The sequence below is a fragment of the Streptomyces sp. NPDC032198 genome (assembly GCF_040636975.1).
GTDB lineage: Bacteria > Actinomycetota > Actinomycetes > Streptomycetales > Streptomycetaceae > Streptomyces.
The window spans coordinates 188,097-204,349 of sequence record NZ_JBEZVL010000011.1; the positions used below are offsets into that span (position 1 = coordinate 188,097).

Sequence of the window (16,253 nt, forward strand, 5' to 3'; positions counted from 1 at the left end):
GTCCGACGCCAGATCTTCTGAGGTCGGGGCTTTCGACGCCAGACCTTCTGACGCTAGATCTTCGGCTGCTGCTGGGTGATGCAGTGGATGCCACCACCCCCGGCAAAGATCGTACGGGCGTCCACGAGCGTCACGGTCCGCTCCGGGAAGAGACGGCGGAAGATGCCCGCCGCGATCTCGTCGCGCGGGTCGTCGAAGGCGCACAGGACGACGCCGCCGTTGCAGAGGTAGTGGTTGATGTAGGAGTAGTCGACCCAGCCCTCGTCGTCGGTGAGGACGGTCGGCGCGGGCACCTCGACGATCTGCAGGGCGCGGCCCCGGGCGTCGGTCTGCCCGCCGAGGACCCCGATGATCTCCTTGCTGACCTCGTGGTCCGGGTGTGCGGGGTCCTGCTGCGAGTGGACGAGGACGACGCCGGGCGCGGCGAAGGCGGCGACGATGTCGACGTGCCCCCGGGTGCCGAACCGGCCGTAGTCACCGGTCAGGCCGCGCGGCAGCCAGATCGCCTTTCGCGTGCCGATGCGGGCGTGGACCGCCTCCTCGGCCTGCTCGCGGGTGAGGCCGGGGTTGCGTCCCGGGTCGAGCTGGACGGTGTCCGTCAGCAGGACGGTGCCCTCGCCATCGACGTGGATGCCGCCGCCTTCGTTGACCAGGGGCGAGGAGTGGACGGGCACGTTGGCCAGGTCGGCGACATGGCGGGCGATCTTCGCGTCGTGCTCCCAGCGGGCCCAGTCCTGGCCGCCCCAGCCGTTGAACACCCAGTCCACGGCGGCCAGTTGATCGCCGTCGCGTACGAAGGTGGGGCCGATGTCCCGCATCCACGCGTCGTCCAGATCGCGCTCGACCAGCTCGATGTCCGGGCCGAGGAGCGCGCGGGCCGACTCGCTCTGGCCGGTCCCGACGACCATCGTGACGGGTTCGAAGCGGCGTACGGCACGGGCCACGCCCGCCCAGGCGGCCCGGCCCTCGGCGAGCTCGCGCTCGTCCGTGAAGGTGGGGTTGGGGCCCGGCCAGGCCATCCAGGTGCGCTCGTGCGGGGCCCACTCGGCGGGCATGTGGAAGGTCATCGTGATTCCTATGGAGAGGACTGGCGGAAGCTGGAGAGGACTGGCGGAAGCGCTACAGGAAGTAGAGGCGGTTGAGCGAGACGGAGTCGGCGGGCTCGGACCTGACCGGGTCACCGTCGAGCGTGACCAGGCCGGAGCGCTGGTCGACGTCGATGGAGCCGGTACGGGAGTTGAGCCGCAGGTCGGCGGGGCCGATACCCCGGGTGCCCCGCACGGCGACCCGGCGCCGCCGGGTGGGCATCTGGTCGTTGCCCTGGTCGACGGCGGCCTGCGCGACGAAGGCCACCGAGATGTCGGCGGGCGTCGCGCCGTACGAGCCGAACTGCGGCCCGAGGACGAGCGGCTCACAGGTGTCGGTCGCGGCGTTCGGGTCACCGACGACGCCGTACGCCGGGAATCCGGACTTCAGCACCAACTGCGGCTTCGCGCCGAAGAATTCGGGCCGCCACAGGACGACGTCGGCCATCTTGCCGACCTCGATGGAGCCGACCTCGTGGGCCAGGCCGTGGGCGATGGCGGGGTTGATGGTCAGCTTGGCCATGTACCGCAGGACGCGCGCGTTGTCGTCGGTCTCACCGTCCCCGTCCATGGGGCCGAGCTCCGCCTTCATCTTCCCGGCCATCGCGAAGGTCCTGCGTACGGTCTCGCCCGCGCGCCCCATGCCCTGCGCGTCGGACGAGGTGATCCCGATGGCACCCAGATCGTGCAGCACGTCCTCGGCGCCCATCGTCCCGGCCCGGATCCGGTCACGGGCCATGGCGGCGTCGCCGGGCAGGTCGGTCTTCAGGTCATGGACCGAGACGATCATCCCGTAGTGCTCGGCCACCGCGTCGCGCCCGAAGGGCAGCGTGGGGTTGGTGGAGGAGCCGATGACGTTCGGCACGCCGGCCATCTTCAGCACGTTCGGGACGTGCCCGCCGCCGCAGCCCTCGATGTGGAAGGCGTGGATGGTGCGGCCTTCCAGGACCTTCAGGGTGTCCTCGACGGAGAGACACTCGTTCAACCCGTCGCTGTGCAGGGCCACTTGGACGTCATGCTCTTCGGCCACCCGAAGTGCGGTGTCCAGTGCGCGGGTGTGCGCGCCCATGTCCTCGTGCACCTTGAAGCCCGAGGCGCCGCCCTCGGCGAGCGCCTCGATCAGCGGGGCGTCGTGCGAGGACGAACCCCGGCCCAGGAAGCCGATGTTGACGGGCCAGGCGTCGAAGGCGTTGAACGCGTGCTTCAGCGCCCAGGGCGAGTTGACCCCGACACCCCACACGGGCCCGAATTCCTGGCCGATGATCGTGGTGACCCCGGAGGCCAGCGAGGCCTCCATGATGCGCGGCGACAGCAGATGGACGTGGGTGTCCACGGCACCGGCGGTGGCGATGAGTCCCTCGCCCGAGACGATCGACGTGCCGGTGCCGACGACGACGTCGACGCCGTCGAGGGTGTCGGGATTACCGGCCCGCCCTATGGCGTGGATCCGGCCTTCCCGGATTCCGATCGACACCTTGCGGATGCCCTGCACCGCGTCGATGACGAGCACGTTGCTGATGACGACGTCACAGGTCTCACGGACCGCGGCGGCCTTCAGGTGCAGTCCGTCGCGGGCGGTCTTGCCGAAGCCGGCGAGGAATTCGTCGCCGTACTTCTGCGCGTCGGACTCCACCCGGACGGTCAGGCCCGAGTCGCCGAGCCGGACGCGGTCGCCAGCGCGGGGGCCGTGGGTGGCCGCGTACGCGTAAGGATCGATGCTCATCGGTCAGCCCCTCCGTCGGCTCCTCGGCCTGTTCCTCTGTCTGCTCCTCCGTCGGCTCCTTCGCCTGCCCCTTCGCCTGCCCCTTCGCCTGCTCCCAGGTAGCCGCAGGCCACGGCCCTGCGCAGGGCCTCTTCCTTGGCGCCGGGTGCGTCGAGTGGGCCGTCCACCAGACCGGCGAAGCCGATCGCGATCCGTTCGCCGCCGATCGGCACGAGCCCGACCTCGACGCTCTCGCCGGGGCCGAACCGCACGGAGGACCCGGCGGGCACCGCGAGCCGCATGCCGTACGCGGCGGAGCGGTCGAAGTCGAGCCGGGGGTTGGCCTCGAAGAGGTGGAAGTGCGAGGTCACGGAGACGGGCACGGTGGCGGTGTTGTGCACGGTGAGCGTCACGACGGGCGCGAGCTCCGCGTGCTCAGGTCCGGGCAGCAGCGCGCCCGGGGCCGCACTGCCGAGGCCCTCCCCGATCGGCTGCGAGACGACCGCGAGCCGGGAGCCGTCGTCGAAGACGGCCTCCACATGCACCTCGGTCACCACGTCCGCGACGCCCGGCAGGACGTCGTCGGGCCCGAGGACCGAGCGCGCCCGCTCGATCGCCTCGGCGAGCCTGGCCCCGTCGCGGGCCGCCTCGCACACCGTGTCCGCGATCAGCGCGGTCGCCTCGGGGACGTTGAGTCTGAGGCCGCGCGCCTTGCGGGCCCTGGCCAGCTCGGCCGCCCCGAAGAGCAGCAGCCGGTCGCGTTCCGTGGGGGTAAGCCGCACGCCACCACACCTCCATCGTTTGAACACCACTCTAACCACGAGATCCACGCAACGGAAGCATTGACGTACGAGCTGGGGTCAGGTCACATTGAGCGGCACTCAAACAGTCGAACGGCGGCCTGTGTGCGCAGGCCGCCACGATCGAGCGTCAGGGGCACCCTCATGCCGATAGAACAGCGCGGAGTCGACACCATCCCGGACGGGGAACGCACCAGCGGTCCCCGCGATCTCATCTCGATCCTGCTCGGCTCCAACCTCTGCCTGGGAGTGATCGTCTTCGGCTGGCTGCCGGTGTCGTTCGGCCTCGGCTGGTGGGCGTCGGTCACCTCGGTGGTGGCGGGCACGGTCATCGGCACGGCCCTGACCGCACCGCTGGCCCTGGTCTCGCTCCGCACCGGGACCAATCTCTCCACCTCCTCCGGGGCCCAGTTCGGCGTGCGGGGCCGCCTGGTCGGCTCGGTCGTCGGCCTCCTGCTCTCCCTCGGCTACACCGCGCTGACCATCTGGATCGGCGGCGACGTGATGGTCGGCGTCCTGCACCGCCTGACGGGGCTCCCGCCGAGCGGCCTCTCGTACGGGATCGTGTACGCGCTCCTTGCCGCCGCCACGGTGACGGGCGCGGTGTACGGCTACCGGGTACTGCTGCGCCTGTCACGCGTCCTCGCGGTCGGCATGACGGCCCTGCTGATCCTCGGGGCCGTGGCCTACGCCCCCGACTTCACGACGTCGGCACTGCCCGACACCGGCGGCTACCTCCTGGGCTCGTTCTGGCCGACGTGGCTCCTCTCGCTCGTGGCGGCGGGCCTGAGCGGCCCGATCGCGTTCATCACGCTCCTGGGCGACTACACGCGCTACGTCTCCCCGACCCGCCACAGCTCGCGGACGGTACTGCGGGCGTCCTGGGCCGGACTGCTTGCCGGGCTGCTCGTGCCGCAGCTCTTCGGTACGTTCACGGCGTACGCGGCGGGTGCGGCGCTCGACTACGCGGGGCCGCTGGTCTCGGCCTCCCCCGCCTGGTACCTGGTCCCGCTCCTCCTGGCCGCGTCCGCGGGCTCGGTGGGCAACGCGGGTCTGATGCTGTACTCGATGGGCCTTGACCTGGACGCGATCCTGCCGCGCGCGTCGCGGGCCCGCGCGACGTACACGGTGGCAGTGGTCGCCGCGGGGTGCGTGTTCGTGGGGCACTACGCGTGGGAGGCGCAGGACGCGATGACGTCCTTCGTCCTCCTTCTCACGGCGATCGGCACACCGTGGGCGGTGATCACCCTGATCGGCTTCGCGCGCTGCGGGGGCGTGTACGACGCGGAGGCGCTCCAGGTCTTCAACCGCCGTTCCAGGGGCGGGATCTACTGGTACCGGTCGGGCTGGAACATCCCGGCGACGGTGAGCTGGGCCCTGGGCGCGGCGGTCGGTCTCTCGGCGGTCTCGCTTCCCTCCTACGAGGGTCCGCTGCTCTCCCTCACCGGCGGGGTGGACTGCAGTTTCCTGCTGTCGGGTGTGGTGGGCGGGGTGGTGTACGTGATCCTGGAGCGGAAGCGGGCGCCTGCGCCGGTGGCCGCGGAGGGCACGGAGGACGGTGCGGCGGTCAGCGTGCCGACGCCGTGATCAGCTCGTGCAGGTACCGCTTGGTGATGGAGCCGCCGTAGGTCCCGTCGATCAACTCCCTTACACATCCCAGCAGTCCGGCCCGGGTCTCCTCGTCGAGAGCGCGGTGTCCCGAGTAGGTGCGCAGGACGTCGAGGTACTGGTCGGCGGTGTACGTGATGTCCCGCGCGAAGCGCCGGACGGTGACGGGGCCGAGCCCGTCCGCGCGGTCGAACTCGCCCGTATCGGCGTGGACTTCGCTCTCCGGGGTCAGCCGCAGGCCGGGCTCGGTCGCGTCGGGGTCCCAGCGCTCGTAACAGCGCTGGACCTCGATCCAGAACTCCGCGCTGCCCCCGGCGACATGCTCGGTGGTGACCACGGCCAGGGTCCCGCCGGGCCGCAGGGCCTCCCTCGCCCTGGCCACCCGCACTGCGGGGTCGAGCCAGTGGAAGGCGGTAGCGCAGACCACCAGGTCGTACGGCTCCTCCGGCAGCGGCCAGGTCTCGAACTCGCCCACCTCCACGTGGGCCCGCGGATACGGCGCGAGATTGCGCCGGGCCACGGCGGCGAGGGCGGGGCCCAGCTCCACGGCGGTGAGAGCGCTGCCGGTCCGCGCGAGCGGCACGGTCAACTGCCCGGTGCCGGGAGCGATTTCGAGCACGCTGCTGCCGGGACCCAGGTCCGCCTGCCGGACCAGTGCCTCCACCAGCCCGTCGGGATACCGGGGCCGAACCCGGTCATACAACTCGGCATCCCCATCAAAGATCCCACGCAACATCCCCCCACTGTCCCACCACACCCCCTCCGAGCGGCCCCGCAGCCGTCCGTAAGGAGCAGCGCACAGGCCGGGCCCGGAAGAAGCACTTCCGGGCCCGGCCTTGAGTCACGTAGAGCTGCGAGCCCTCAGCCGAGGTCGTGCATCCAGCCGTGGCGGTCCTCCGCCGTGCCGCGCTGGACATCGAGCAGCGCCTCGCGCAGCTTCATCGTCACCGGGCCCGGCCGGCCGCCGCTCTGGGTCCACTCGCCCGAGCGGCACTTGACCGTGCCCACAGGCGTGATCACGGCCGCGGTGCCGCACGCGAAGACCTCCGTCAGGGTGCCCTCGGACGTGTCCGCCTGCCACTGGTCGATCGACACCCGCGCCTCCTCCGACTTGTAGCCGAGGTCACGGGCGACCGTCAGGAGCGAGTCCCGGGTGATGCCCGCGAGGAGCGAGCCGGTCAGCGTCGGCGTGACGATCTTGTCCCCGTACACGAAGTACAGGTTCATCCCGCCGAGTTCCTCGACCCACTTGTGCTCCACGGCGTCCAGGTAGGCGACCTGGTCGCAGCCCTTCTCCGCGGCCTCGGCCTGCGCGAGCAGGGACGCCGCGTAGTTGCCGCCGGTCTTGGCGTCGCCCACGCCGCCGGGGACGGCGCGCACGCGGTCCTCCGACAGCCAGATGGAGACGGGCTTGACGCCACCGGGGAAGTACGCGCCCGCGGGCGAGGCGATCACGATGAACAGGTACTCGTTGGCCGGCTTCACGCCGAGCCCGACCTCGCTCGCGATCATGAACGGGCGCAGGTAGAGCGACTCCTCGCCGCCGTGCGCCGGCACCCACGCCTTGTCCGCCTTCACGAGCGCGTCGCACGCCTCGATGAACGTCTCGACCGGCAGCTCCGGCATCGCCAGGCGCCGCGCCGACCGCTGGAAGCGCTCGGCGTTGGCCTCGGGGCGGAAGGACGCCACCGAGCCGTCGGGGCGGCGGTAGGCCTTCAGGCCCTCGAAGATCTCCTGCGCGTAGTGCAGAACGTTGGTCGCCGGGTCGAGGGAGAGCGGCCCGTACGGCACGAGCTGGCCGTCGTGCCAGCCGCGGCCCTCCGTCCACTTGATCGTCACCATGTGATCGGTGAAGTGGCGACCGAACCCGGGGTTGGCCAGGATCGCCTCGCGCTCCGCCTTCGACAGCGGGCTGGAGGTGGGCTTGAGCTCGATCGTGGGTGTCGGCGTCGTCGTCATGAGTACTAGTCCTTCACGGTGTGATGGTGACGGACCGCGCTCACGCCTGTACTTCTCGTACTAGGACGTCCGAGTAACCCTGCATTCCGCGGCCCCACGTTCGATTATCGCTCGCGGGGGGCCGAGGAAGAAACAGCGTGAATGCGGCCCAGGTGTCGATGGTGGCACCCGGAGCCGCATACGAGAAGCCGCCGGGTGGTGAACCAGACCCGGCGGCTTCTGTGCCAAAAGGATGAGCTGCCGGGTCAGCCCGCTACTCGTACGGCGAGCGCGTCGCCGATCTGCTCGGTGGTGCGGACCGTGTCACCGCGCTCCGCCAGGTCGGTGGAGACCGCGGTCTCGATGCGCGCCGCCTGGTCCTCGTAGCCGAGGTGACGCAGGAGCAGTGCGACGGACAGGACGGTGGCCGACGGGTCGGCCTTGCCCTGGCCCGCGATGTCCGGCGCCGAGCCGTGCACGGGCTCGAACATCGACGGGAACTCGCGGCTCGGGTTGATGTTGCCGGAGGCCGCGACGCCGATGCCGCCGGAGACGGCCGCGGCGAGGTCGGTGATGATGTCGCCGAAGAGGTTGTCGGTGACGATCACGTCGAAGCGGGCCGGGTCGGTGACGAGGTAGATCGTCGCGGCGTCGACGTGGATGTAGTCGGTGGTGACGTCGGGGAACTCCTTCGCCACCTCGTTGAAGACGTTCGTCCAGAGGTGACCCGCGTAGGCGAGGACGTTGTTCTTGTGGACCAGCGTCAGCTTCTTGCGGGGGCGGGCCTGCGCGCGGGCGAAGGCGTCACGGACCACGCGCTCCACACCGAAGGCGGTGTTGACGGAGACCTCGGTGGCGACCTCGTGCGGGGTCCCGGTGCGGATCGAGCCGCCGTTGCCCGTGTACGGGCCCTCGGTGCCCTCGCGTACGACGATGAAGTCGATCTCGGGCTCGCCCTTGAGGGGGGTCGCGACACCCGGGAGCAGCTTCGACGGCCGCAGGTTGACGTGGTGGTCGAAGAGGAAGCGGAGCTTCAGCAGGAAGCCGCGCTCCAGGACGCCCGACGGGACCGACGGGTCACCGATCGCGCCGAGGAGGATCGCGTCGTACTGCTTGAGGGCATCGACGTCGGCGTCGGTGAGGGTCTCACCGGTCGCGTGGTAGCGCTTGGCGCCGAAGTCGAACTCCTTGGTCTCCAGCTTCACATCCTGCGGGAGGACGGCATTGAGGACCTTGAGCCCCTGGGCCACGACTTCCTGGCCGATTCCATCACCGGGGATCACTGCGAGATTGATGCTGCGAGACATGCGAGCACCCTACTCGCCGTCCCAGGGGATGACACGCGTAGTCCGACATGCGGACACTCCTGGTCACGCCACTGGGGCGCCATCGCATGGCCACCCGCTCTTCATCCTCAGGTCCGGCGGGAGTTGGAGGTCACTGGGAAGTTTCCTGCCATGGACACTCCCCATGTCGGCATACCCGAGCGGCTCGCGGCCGGGATGAGCATGCCGGAGCAGCACGAGTACCTGCGCGCGAAGTTCTCCCGGCGCAGAGTCCTGGCCGGCTCGTTCGCCACCGCCGGCACCGTCGGCGGCATCGGCCTGCTCGCCGGCAGCTCGGGCAGCGCCCACGGTCAGAGCGCGTCGGCGTCGAGCCCGCTCACCGCGGTCACCGCACCGTCCTCGCCCGCCGCCCCGGTCAAGGTCGACGGCCGGATGGTGGCCCCCTTCGCCCGGCATCTCGCCTTCGGGGCCGACCCGAAGACACAGATGCGGGTCTCCTGGCAGGTGCCGTTCGCGGTGAAATCCCCGTATCTGCGGGTGGGTCCGAAGCCCTGGGAGCTGAGCCGGAAGATCGAGGCGGAGGTGCGCGATCTGCACACCCCGTCCCTGTCGAAGAAGCTGCCCAAGGTCGAGCAGTACTACCTGCACGCGGCGCTCGACGGCCTGCGGCCCGGCACGACGTACTACTACGGCGTCGGCCACGACGGCTTCGACCCCGCCTCGCCCGAGCGGATGGCGACGATCGGCTCGTTCCGCACGGCCCCGGCGACGCCGGAGACGTTCGTGTTCACGGCCTTCGGCGACCAGGGCGTGAGCTACGACGCGCTCGCCAACGACCAGTTGATCCTGGGCCAGAACCCGTCCTTCCATCTGCACGCGGGCGACATCTGCTATGCGGACAGCACCGGGCACGGGAAGGAGTCCGACACGTACGACGCGCGGGTGTGGGACACCTTCCTGGCGCAGACGGAGTCCGTGGCGAAGTCGGTTCCGTGGATGGTGACGACCGGCAACCACGACATGGAGGCGTGGTACTCGCCGAACGGCTACGGCGGCCAGTCCGCCCGCTGGTCGCTCCCGGAGAACGGCTTCGACCCGAAGAGCGCGCCGGGCGTCTACTCCTTCACGTACGGCAATGTCGGCGTCGTCGCTCTCGACGCGAACGACGTCTCGTACGAGATCCCCGCCAACAAGGGCTATACGGACGGCAAGCAGACCGCCTGGCTGGACAAGCGTCTGGGCGAGCTGCGCGCGGATGACGCCATCGACTTCGTCGTGGTCTTCTTCCACCACTGCATGTACTCGACGGCGACGCACGCCTCCGACGGAGGGGTGCGCGACGCGTGGCTCGGGCTGTTCACCAAGCACCAGGTGGACCTGGTGATCAACGGCCACAACCACGTCTACGAGCGGACCGACGCGGTCCGGAACGGCGAGGTCGGCAAGCCCGTGCCGGTCGGCGCGTCAACCGATCCGACGCGCGACGGCATCGTGTACGTCACCGCGGGCGGCGCGGGCAAGGACCTCTACAGCTTCCCGGCGGGCGTGCAGGACAGCTTCGAGGGGAACGTCCACGACCGGGATGCGATCGCGTCGTTCCACTGGACGAAGGCCCGTCGACCCGACCCGGACACGGTGGAGTGGTCACGGGTGCGCTACACCGGCTTCTCGTTCCTCGCGGTGGAGGTGTCGGCCGGTGCGCACCCGAAGCTGACGGTCTCCGCGCTCGCCGAGAGCGGAGAGCGCGTGGACCACTTCGAGGTGGTGCGCGGTAAGTAGGGCTTGGGGGCGCGGGCGGGTCAGTGACCCGTCTCGCCGCCGTTGTCCCTGCGGTCGAGGGCGCGCTGCAGCGCGGCTGCGGCGTTCTTGCGCTCGGAATCGGTCTTGCGGGAGGCGTGTCGGACTCGGCGTGCGGTCGTCTCGGCCATGAGAGATCCACTCCTTGAGGGAAGGGCAGGCTGATTTCGAGACTCCCCCACTGCCTAATGGGCGTGGGGAGACCCCCAAGGCGGGGAGCTGTGGAGCAGCAGGGGTTGCCTGCGTGGGGCTCCAGCTCACGACCGCCATTCGCTTGATCCAGCGAGACGTTCGGCTCCTACAAAGCTAAGCGAGGACGGAGCGTCTGTCTCCACAATTACTCGGACTTCCTACTATCTGAGACGGGCTTCGTCCCCTGCCCCCTGACTGGCGGCTCTGAGCTCGCGGATCAGGGCGCGGACGGCGACGGTGGCGGCCAGCTCGGGCGTGGTGACGTAGCCCACGGAACGTGACGGGCGCTCCGGACCGAGATCGGTGATCTCGATTCCGCCCGGTGCTCCGTTCAGGGAGAGCGCGGGCATGATCGCCATACCGAGACCCCTGCTCACCATCGAGAGCACTGCTCCGTCGTCCTCGGTGAGCACGGTCGCCTTGGGGATCCAGTCCTGCCCGGCCCACCACGCCCGGGTGTAGGAGCCGCAGTTCTCGTGCCAGTCCACCAGCGGCAGGGACCGCGGGTCGGGGTGCCCTGCCGGGTGCACCAGTGAGTAGGGCTCCTCCACGAGTACGTCGCCGATGAGCCCCGCGGGCACGGGCGAGGTCGCCCCGATCGTCGCGATGCCCACGTCCGCGCGCCCCTCGGCGACCTCGCCCGCGGTGCCCGCGCCGAGTTCGCGGACCACGCGCACCTGCGGCTCGATGCCGGGGTGGCGGGCGGTGAGGCGTTCCAGGACGGGCGGCAGCAGGTGCAGGGCCACACTGCGGAAGGCGGCGATACGCAGCGGTCCCGCGACCGTGCCCCGCTCGGCGCCGCGGGCCTCGGCGGCCAGGGCGTCCAGGAGCCGCAGGACGCGCCGGGCGTGGGCGGCGGCGGAGGCACCGGCCGCGGTCGGCGTCGCGCCCTTGCGGCCCCGCTCGAAGAGCACCGCTCCGACCTTGCGCTCCGTCCCTCGGATGGAGTGCGAGACCGCGGACTGGGTCACCCCGAGCACCTTGGCCGCCGCCGAGAAGCCGCGCTCCCGGTCGACGGCCACCAGGATGCGCAGCTCGTGCGGGGCCAGGTCGGTGGCGGCGGCAGTCCCGTTCGCGGTGCCGGTCGCGCCGTACGTGGCGGTCCTGTTCGCGTTGCCGGTCGTGCCGTCCGTGGGAGCAGCCATCGGGGGTCTCACCTGCTTCTATGAGGGCTCTTCATGGGTCGGGCCGTTCCATGAGCGCAACCCTCTCCCCTGCCCCCGCATTCCTCCGTACGGTCACCGCCATGACCGAGACCGCACTCACCGTGCACCAGACCGCCCGCCCCCACGGCTTCCCCACCCCCGGCCACTTCGCCTTCGTCGAGTCCCCGCTGCCCGAACCGACACCAGGCACCGCCCTGGTGGAGAACCTCTACTGGTCGGTGGATCCCTACCACCGCGAAATGATGGACGGGGACTTCGCACTGAACGCACCCCTGGAGGGCCGCACCCTCGGCCGTGTCGTCGAGTCCCGCGACCCCGCGCTCCGCGAGGGCGACATCGTCTTCCACCGGCAGGGCTGGCGCACCCACACCGTCGTCACCCCCGGCGAGGCCCGCGCCGTCCCCCACTTCGACGGCGTACCGCTCTCCGCGCACCTGAGCATCCTCGGCGGCACCGGCCTGACCGCGTACGTCGGCCTCACCCGCATCGCCGAACTCCGCGAGGGGCAGGACGTGTTCGTCTCCGCGGCGGCGGGCGGCGTGGGCACGGCCACCGGGCGGCTCGCCAGGCTGATGGGCGCGGGGCGGCTCGTCGGCAGCGCGGGGACGGCGGCGAAGGCCGCGTATCTGACGGAACACGTCGGCTACGACGCGGGCTTCGACTACCACACGGGCGCGACGGCCGAGCTGCTCGCCAAGGCGGCACCCGACGGGATAGACCTCTATATGGACAACGTCGGCGGCGAGCACCTCGAAGCCGCGATCTCCTCGCTGCGCGCGTACGGGCGGATCGTGCGCATCGGCACGATGACCCAGAAGAACAGCACCGACACGCCGTACGCCCTGCGCAACCTCCCCGACATCGTCGAGAAGAGCCTGCGCATGGAGGGCTTTCTGGTCAGCAATTACCGCGACGTGCAGGAGGAGTTGAACGCGTTCGTGGTGCCGCATCTGCAGAGCGGGCGCATCGGCCTCGACGAGACCGTGGTCGACGGCTTCGGCGGCATCGTGGACGCGTTCCTGGGGATGCTGCGGGGCGAGAACCTGGGCAAGATCATCGTGCGGGCGGCCGGAGCCGTGTAGCCGCGGGCTCGCTCAGCGGCCAGAACCCGCTCAGCGGCTAGAAGATGTCTCCGTCGCGCCAGTCGATGAGGAGTTCGTGCACCGGGTCGAGGGCGGCGCCCGCTCCCCAGAGCAGCGGGGGTTCCTCGTCCGGCATGGGGACCACGCCCTCCGGGCCGAGGGTGCCGACCGCGCCCTTCCACTCCCGCCAGCCGCGTCCGAGGTAGAGCCGCTGCCCCGCGTCCGACGCCGAGAGGGCGCCCAACGCGTACGCCCGGTCGATCACCTGCTCCAGGGCGGCCATCACCTGCCCGCCCAGGCCCTGCCGCTGCCGGTCGGGGCGGACGGCGACCGCTTCGACGTAACCGATGCGCAGCGAACGGCCGTTGTGCAGGATCCTGCGCTGGACCACGGAGCCGTGCGCGAGGAGAAGGCCGGAGCCGTCGTGCACCAGGGCGTGCATGCCGCCGAGGCCGTGGTCCCAGTCGTGATCGCTGAAGTCCCCGTCGAACGCCTCGTCCATCAGGGCGCGGGCCGCGCGGAGTTCGGCGGGATCGAGATCGCAGGTATGGGCGGTGCGCAGCGTGGTCACCCGTCCACCGTACTCAGGGCATATCTGAGTACGCACCCCGATTTGCCCGCGGCCGGGCCGCGGCAGAGTCGGTGCCATGAACGGCCTCTACGCTCTCAAGCCCTGGTACGCGGACCGGTTGTCCGGCGTACGCGGCGCGCTCGCCCGCCGCGAGGTGTCGCCCGACACCCTCACCGTGGCCGGTGTGCTCTGCGCGGCGGGCGCGGCGGCGTCACTCGCCTGGCTGCCGGTGCCGCTCGCGGCGCTCCCGGTGGCCGTGCTGCTGGCCGCCCGCCTCGCCTTCGCGAACCTCGACGGGGCACTGGCCCGCGACACGGGCCGCATGACGCGGCGCGGCGCGCTGATGAACGAACTGGGCGACCGCGCCGCCGACTTGCTGGTCATGGCCGGCTTCCTGACGCTGGCCCCGCTCTGGCTGGTGGCGACGGCGGGGCTCGCGGCGACGCTGCCTTCGTGGGTGTCGCTCGCGGGTGCGGCGGCCGGTGCGCCCCGCCTGAACGGGGGCCCGGTCGGCAAGACGGAGCGCTGCGCCCTGGCCGTCCTCGCGGCGGCTTCGGGGTGGGCGGTGCCCGTGCTCGCGGTGATCGCGACGGGCTCCGCCCTCACCGCGGGGCTGCGGCTCGGGCGGCTGTGGCGTGAGCTGGGTACGACCGGCACGACGCGGGGCGAGCGATGAGCGCCGCGTTCATCGCCGGGGAGGCCGCGGGGCGGGCCCTGCCCGTGGTCGCCGGGGTTCTCGGCGCGGGCGGGGTGGCGGTCGCCGCGCTGCCCTCGCGGGTGCGGATGCGGGGCGAGCTGCGCAAGCGGTGGCGGACCTGGGCGCTGGCGGCGCCGCTGTTCCTCGGGGCGTTCTTCCTGGGCCGGGCGGGGGCGTTCGCGCTGGCCGCCGGGCTCGGGGTGGTCGCCGTGGGCGAGTACGCGCGGATGGCGGGGCTGCCGCGGGGCGAGCGGGCGGTGCTCGGGGTGGCCGCGGTGGCGGTGCCGGGGGTTGCCTGGGCCGCGCCCGCAGCGCTCGACCTCCGGACGGCGGGCGTGCTGCTGATCGCCGCCGCTGGTGCGGCCCTCTTCTGCGGAGACGCCGCGCAGGGTTTCACCCGGGCGAGCCGGACGGTCTTCGGGCTCCTGTGGATCCCGGTCTCGCTGAGCGGCCTCGTCCTGCTCGGCGACACGGCCGTGGCGGTGGGCGTCGCGGTGGCGTTCGGGGACGTGGGTGCGTGGTGCGGCGGTACGGCACTGGGCCGCAGGGGGCTCCTGTCCCGGCCGCTCTCACCGCTCTCCCCCAACAAGACATGGGCGGGCGTCGCGGGCGCGGCTGCCGCGACGGCCGCCGCGCTGGCCGCGGTGGGCGCGTTCTCCCTGCTCCTGTGGGCCGCGGTGCTGGTGGGCTGCGTGCTCGGGGATCTCCTGGAGTCGATGGTCAAGCGCGAGGCCGGAGTAAAGGACGCGGGCAGCTGGCTCCCGGGATTCGGCGGCTTGCTCGACCGCATCGATTCACTGCTGGTCGCACTGCTCCTGACGATGGTGGTGACGCTGTGAGGATCCGTACGAGGACACGTTCCGTCGATACGAGCGCGACGGGGCATCCAGCCCGCCCGGCGGTTCAGGACGAGCCCGGCGGAGTCAGCGAGCGGCAGCGCCCGAAGCGGGGCGCGGCTGGTCGCCCTGCTCCTGACGATGGTGGTGACGCTGTGAGGGTTCGTACGGGGACGCGTTCGGTCGACACGAGCGAGGCGGGGCATCCAGCCCGCTCCACGCTCAACGGGCCGGGCCAGCCAGCCCGTCCGGCGGTTGAGGGCGCGTTCGGCGGAGCCCGTGTCAGGCGGGGGCCGAAGCGGGGTGCCGCGCGGGTTCGGCGTGGTCTGTGGTGGGCTCTCCTTACGCTCACCGGTGGTGTCGAGCGGCGCGGGCAACTGCCGCCCGGTGGCTGCGTGGTCGTGGCGAACCACTCGTCCCACGCGGACACCGCGGCCCTGCTCGCCGCACTGGACGCACGGCACTCCCCCGCGATCGGCGCGGCGGCCGACTACTGGTTCGCCTCGCCCTGGCGCAGGCGGATCTGCAGCCGCCTTGCCGCGGGGTTCCCCGTGCGCCGTACCGGGGGCGGCATGGACGACCTGCTCTCCAGGGCGGACGGCCTGCGCGCGGGCGGAGCCGTGGTCCTCTTCCCCGAGGGCACCCGCGCCCGGGCCGGTGAGCTGGGCGCCTTCCACAAGGGCGCCCTGATCCTGGCCCGGCACGCGGACGTACCCGTCGTCCCGGTGGCCATCGCCGGCACGGACCGCCTCCTCCCGAAGCACGGCAGGCTCCGCCCCGCCCTGGTCCGGGTCGCGGTGGGCGAGCCGCTGCCCGCTTCGGCCACCCCGGAGCAGGCCCGCGACGCCGTGGCCGCACTGCATCGGCGTACGGCCGAGGAACCCCTTCGCGACTCCGCCGCGCGTAAGCGGATCGCCGCGGTCGCAGCCTCCCGCTGGGGCCTCGCCGCCGCCTTCGCCTGGGCCTTCGCGGAGGCGCTGAGCTGGCCCCTGATGCCGGAGCTGTTCCTGGCGATCGCCTGCGTCGCGGTACCGCGCCGGGCCCTGAAGCTGTCCCTCATGGCGCTCGCGGGCAGCCTGGCAGGCGGCCTCCTCGCCCTCCAACTGGCCGCTTCCGGCGTGCAGTTGCCGCACCCCCTGACCACGGACCGGATGCGGGCCGAGGTGCGCGCCGAACTCGGCGTCGAGGGCGCGGCAGCCGTCCGCCACCAGCCCTGGAACGGCATCCCCTTCAAGGTGTACGCACGCGAGGCGGGCCGCGCCGACATCGCACCGCAGCACTGGCTGGCCCAGTCAGCGCTCTCCCGCGGCTCCCGCACCCTCACGGTGGGCCTCGCCTTCGGGGCCTTCGGGTTCCTCGCCCACCGGCTGCGCAGGCTCTACGGCCTGTACCTGGGCCTGCTCGCGGGAGGCTTCACCATCGGGCTCTCACTCATCGTGGCGGGCTGGAGCTGAGGAGAACCCCGTCCCCGCCACGCCCCCCGCGGCCGGAAT

At 71.6% G+C, this 16,253-nt stretch carries 14 protein-coding genes and 1 pseudogene; 6 read left to right on the top strand and 9 right to left on the bottom strand.

Annotated elements, in window-relative coordinates; translation table 11 throughout:
* Positions 1-53: 53 nt before the first annotated feature.
* From AB0E78_RS28685 to ureA, 3 genes are read right to left on the bottom strand one after another with little or no spacing between them, the layout of a single operon-like run.
* Positions 54-1,067, bottom strand: a complete 1,014-nt coding sequence (locus tag AB0E78_RS28685) for an agmatine deiminase family protein (RefSeq protein WP_361838198.1) — start codon at positions 1,065-1,067, stop codon at positions 54-56.
* A 52-nt stretch (positions 1,068-1,119) separates the two neighbouring features.
* Complete coding sequence (locus AB0E78_RS28690; RefSeq protein ID WP_361838201.1) at positions 1,120-2,808, bottom strand: urease subunit alpha; 1,689 nt, start codon at positions 2,806-2,808, stop codon at positions 1,120-1,122.
* Entirely contained in the window at positions 2,805-3,569 is a 765-nt protein-coding gene (gene ureA / locus AB0E78_RS28695; RefSeq protein WP_361838204.1) for an urease subunit gamma, read from the bottom strand. Before ureA ends, AB0E78_RS28690 begins: the two co-directional genes overlap by 4 nt.
* 162 nt (positions 3,570-3,731) lie before the next feature.
* On the opposite strand from ureA, the gene AB0E78_RS28700 reads away from it, so the two are divergent.
* On the top strand, positions 3,732-5,174 hold the full coding sequence (locus tag AB0E78_RS28700) for a cytosine permease (RefSeq protein WP_361838207.1): 1,443 nt from the start codon (positions 3,732-3,734) through the stop codon (positions 5,172-5,174).
* Here the strand turns inward: AB0E78_RS28700 and AB0E78_RS28705 are convergent.
* The 3 genes from AB0E78_RS28705 to AB0E78_RS28715 all read right to left on the bottom strand — a co-directional run bounded on the left by AB0E78_RS28705 (position 5,155) and on the right by AB0E78_RS28715 (position 8,440).
* The gene (locus AB0E78_RS28705; protein ID WP_361838210.1) at positions 5,155-5,931 is read right to left on the bottom strand and encodes a class I SAM-dependent methyltransferase; all 777 of its coding nucleotides are present in this window, start codon (positions 5,929-5,931) and stop codon (positions 5,155-5,157) included. The genes AB0E78_RS28700 and AB0E78_RS28705 overlap by 20 nt on opposite strands.
* A gap of 125 nt (positions 5,932-6,056) precedes the next feature.
* Positions 6,057-7,154, bottom strand: a complete 1,098-nt coding sequence (locus AB0E78_RS28710; RefSeq protein ID WP_361838213.1) for a branched-chain amino acid aminotransferase — start codon at positions 7,152-7,154, stop codon at positions 6,057-6,059.
* 245 nt (positions 7,155-7,399) lie between these two features.
* Positions 7,400-8,440 carry a 3-isopropylmalate dehydrogenase gene (locus AB0E78_RS28715; protein WP_361838216.1) on the bottom strand — a complete coding sequence of 347 codons (1,041 nt, stop codon included), beginning with the start codon at positions 8,438-8,440 and terminating at the stop codon, positions 7,400-7,402.
* Between the two features lie 150 nt (positions 8,441-8,590).
* On the opposite strand from AB0E78_RS28715, the gene AB0E78_RS28720 reads away from it, so the two are divergent.
* Positions 8,591-10,198, top strand: a complete 1,608-nt coding sequence (locus AB0E78_RS28720) for a metallophosphoesterase family protein (RefSeq protein ID WP_361838218.1) — start codon at positions 8,591-8,593, stop codon at positions 10,196-10,198.
* Between the two features lie 20 nt (positions 10,199-10,218).
* On the opposite strand, the gene AB0E78_RS28725 is transcribed toward AB0E78_RS28720, so the two are convergent.
* Together AB0E78_RS28725 and AB0E78_RS28730 are read right to left on the bottom strand one after the other, a co-directional pair.
* A complete protein-coding gene (locus AB0E78_RS28725; protein ID WP_344520127.1) occupies positions 10,219-10,347 on the bottom strand; it encodes a hypothetical protein in 129 nt (42 codons plus the stop codon).
* A 222-nt stretch (positions 10,348-10,569) separates the two neighbouring features.
* Positions 10,570-11,553: a LysR family transcriptional regulator gene (locus AB0E78_RS28730; protein ID WP_361838221.1), complete on the bottom strand. Its 984-nt coding sequence runs from the start codon at positions 11,551-11,553 to the stop codon at positions 10,570-10,572.
* Positions 11,554-11,654: 101 nt separating this feature from the next.
* Here AB0E78_RS28730 and AB0E78_RS28735 point away from each other — a divergent pair, with 101 nt between their 5' ends.
* Positions 11,655-12,656 carry an NADP-dependent oxidoreductase gene (locus AB0E78_RS28735; RefSeq protein ID WP_361838225.1) on the top strand — a complete coding sequence of 334 codons (1,002 nt, stop codon included), beginning with the start codon at positions 11,655-11,657 and terminating at the stop codon, positions 12,654-12,656.
* A 37-nt stretch (positions 12,657-12,693) separates the two neighbouring features.
* Here AB0E78_RS28735 and AB0E78_RS28740 read toward each other — a convergent pair whose 3' ends face one another.
* Complete coding sequence (locus tag AB0E78_RS28740; RefSeq protein WP_361838228.1) at positions 12,694-13,227, bottom strand: GNAT family N-acetyltransferase; 534 nt, start codon at positions 13,225-13,227, stop codon at positions 12,694-12,696.
* Positions 13,228-13,303: 76 nt separating this feature from the next.
* Here AB0E78_RS28740 and AB0E78_RS28745 point away from each other — a divergent pair, with 76 nt between their 5' ends.
* From AB0E78_RS28745 to AB0E78_RS28755, 3 genes and pseudogenes are all read left to right on the top strand, one after another.
* Positions 13,304-13,903, top strand: a complete 600-nt coding sequence (locus AB0E78_RS28745) for a CDP-alcohol phosphatidyltransferase family protein (RefSeq protein WP_361838231.1) — start codon at positions 13,304-13,306, stop codon at positions 13,901-13,903.
* Positions 13,900-14,763, top strand: coding sequence for a phosphatidate cytidylyltransferase (locus tag AB0E78_RS28750; protein WP_361838234.1), 864 nt, complete (start codon positions 13,900-13,902; stop codon positions 14,761-14,763). The genes AB0E78_RS28745 and AB0E78_RS28750 overlap by 4 nt, the downstream gene beginning before the upstream one ends.
* Positions 14,764-15,074: 311 nt before the next feature.
* Positions 15,075-16,214 (top strand): annotated as a pseudogene (locus tag AB0E78_RS28755) (lysophospholipid acyltransferase family protein); the annotation flags it as partial.
* Positions 16,215-16,253: the final 39 nt, after the last annotated feature.

Coding starts and splice junctions, on each gene's coding strand:
- AB0E78_RS28725 (WP_344520127.1), bottom strand. CDS start 10,347: ATGGCCGAGACGACCGCACGCCGAGTCCGACACGCCTCCCGCAAGACC.
- AB0E78_RS28735 (WP_361838225.1), top strand. CDS start 11,655: ATGACCGAGACCGCACTCACCGTGCACCAGACCGCCCGCCCCCACGGC.
- AB0E78_RS28715 (WP_361838216.1), bottom strand. CDS start 8,440: ATGTCTCGCAGCATCAATCTCGCAGTGATCCCCGGTGATGGAATCGGC.
- AB0E78_RS28690 (WP_361838201.1), bottom strand. CDS start 2,808: ATGAGCATCGATCCTTACGCGTACGCGGCCACCCACGGCCCCCGCGCT.
- AB0E78_RS28750 (WP_361838234.1), top strand. CDS start 13,900: ATGAGCGCCGCGTTCATCGCCGGGGAGGCCGCGGGGCGGGCCCTGCCC.
- AB0E78_RS28705 (WP_361838210.1), bottom strand. CDS start 5,931: ATGTTGCGTGGGATCTTTGATGGGGATGCCGAGTTGTATGACCGGGTT.
- AB0E78_RS28745 (WP_361838231.1), top strand. CDS start 13,304: ATGAACGGCCTCTACGCTCTCAAGCCCTGGTACGCGGACCGGTTGTCC.
- AB0E78_RS28710 (WP_361838213.1), bottom strand. CDS start 7,154: ATGACGACGACGCCGACACCCACGATCGAGCTCAAGCCCACCTCCAGC.
- AB0E78_RS28685 (WP_361838198.1), bottom strand. CDS start 1,067: ATGACCTTCCACATGCCCGCCGAGTGGGCCCCGCACGAGCGCACCTGG.
- AB0E78_RS28730 (WP_361838221.1), bottom strand. CDS start 11,553: ATGGCTGCTCCCACGGACGGCACGACCGGCAACGCGAACAGGACCGCC.
- AB0E78_RS28720 (WP_361838218.1), top strand. CDS start 8,591: ATGGACACTCCCCATGTCGGCATACCCGAGCGGCTCGCGGCCGGGATG.
- AB0E78_RS28700 (WP_361838207.1), top strand. CDS start 3,732: ATGCCGATAGAACAGCGCGGAGTCGACACCATCCCGGACGGGGAACGC.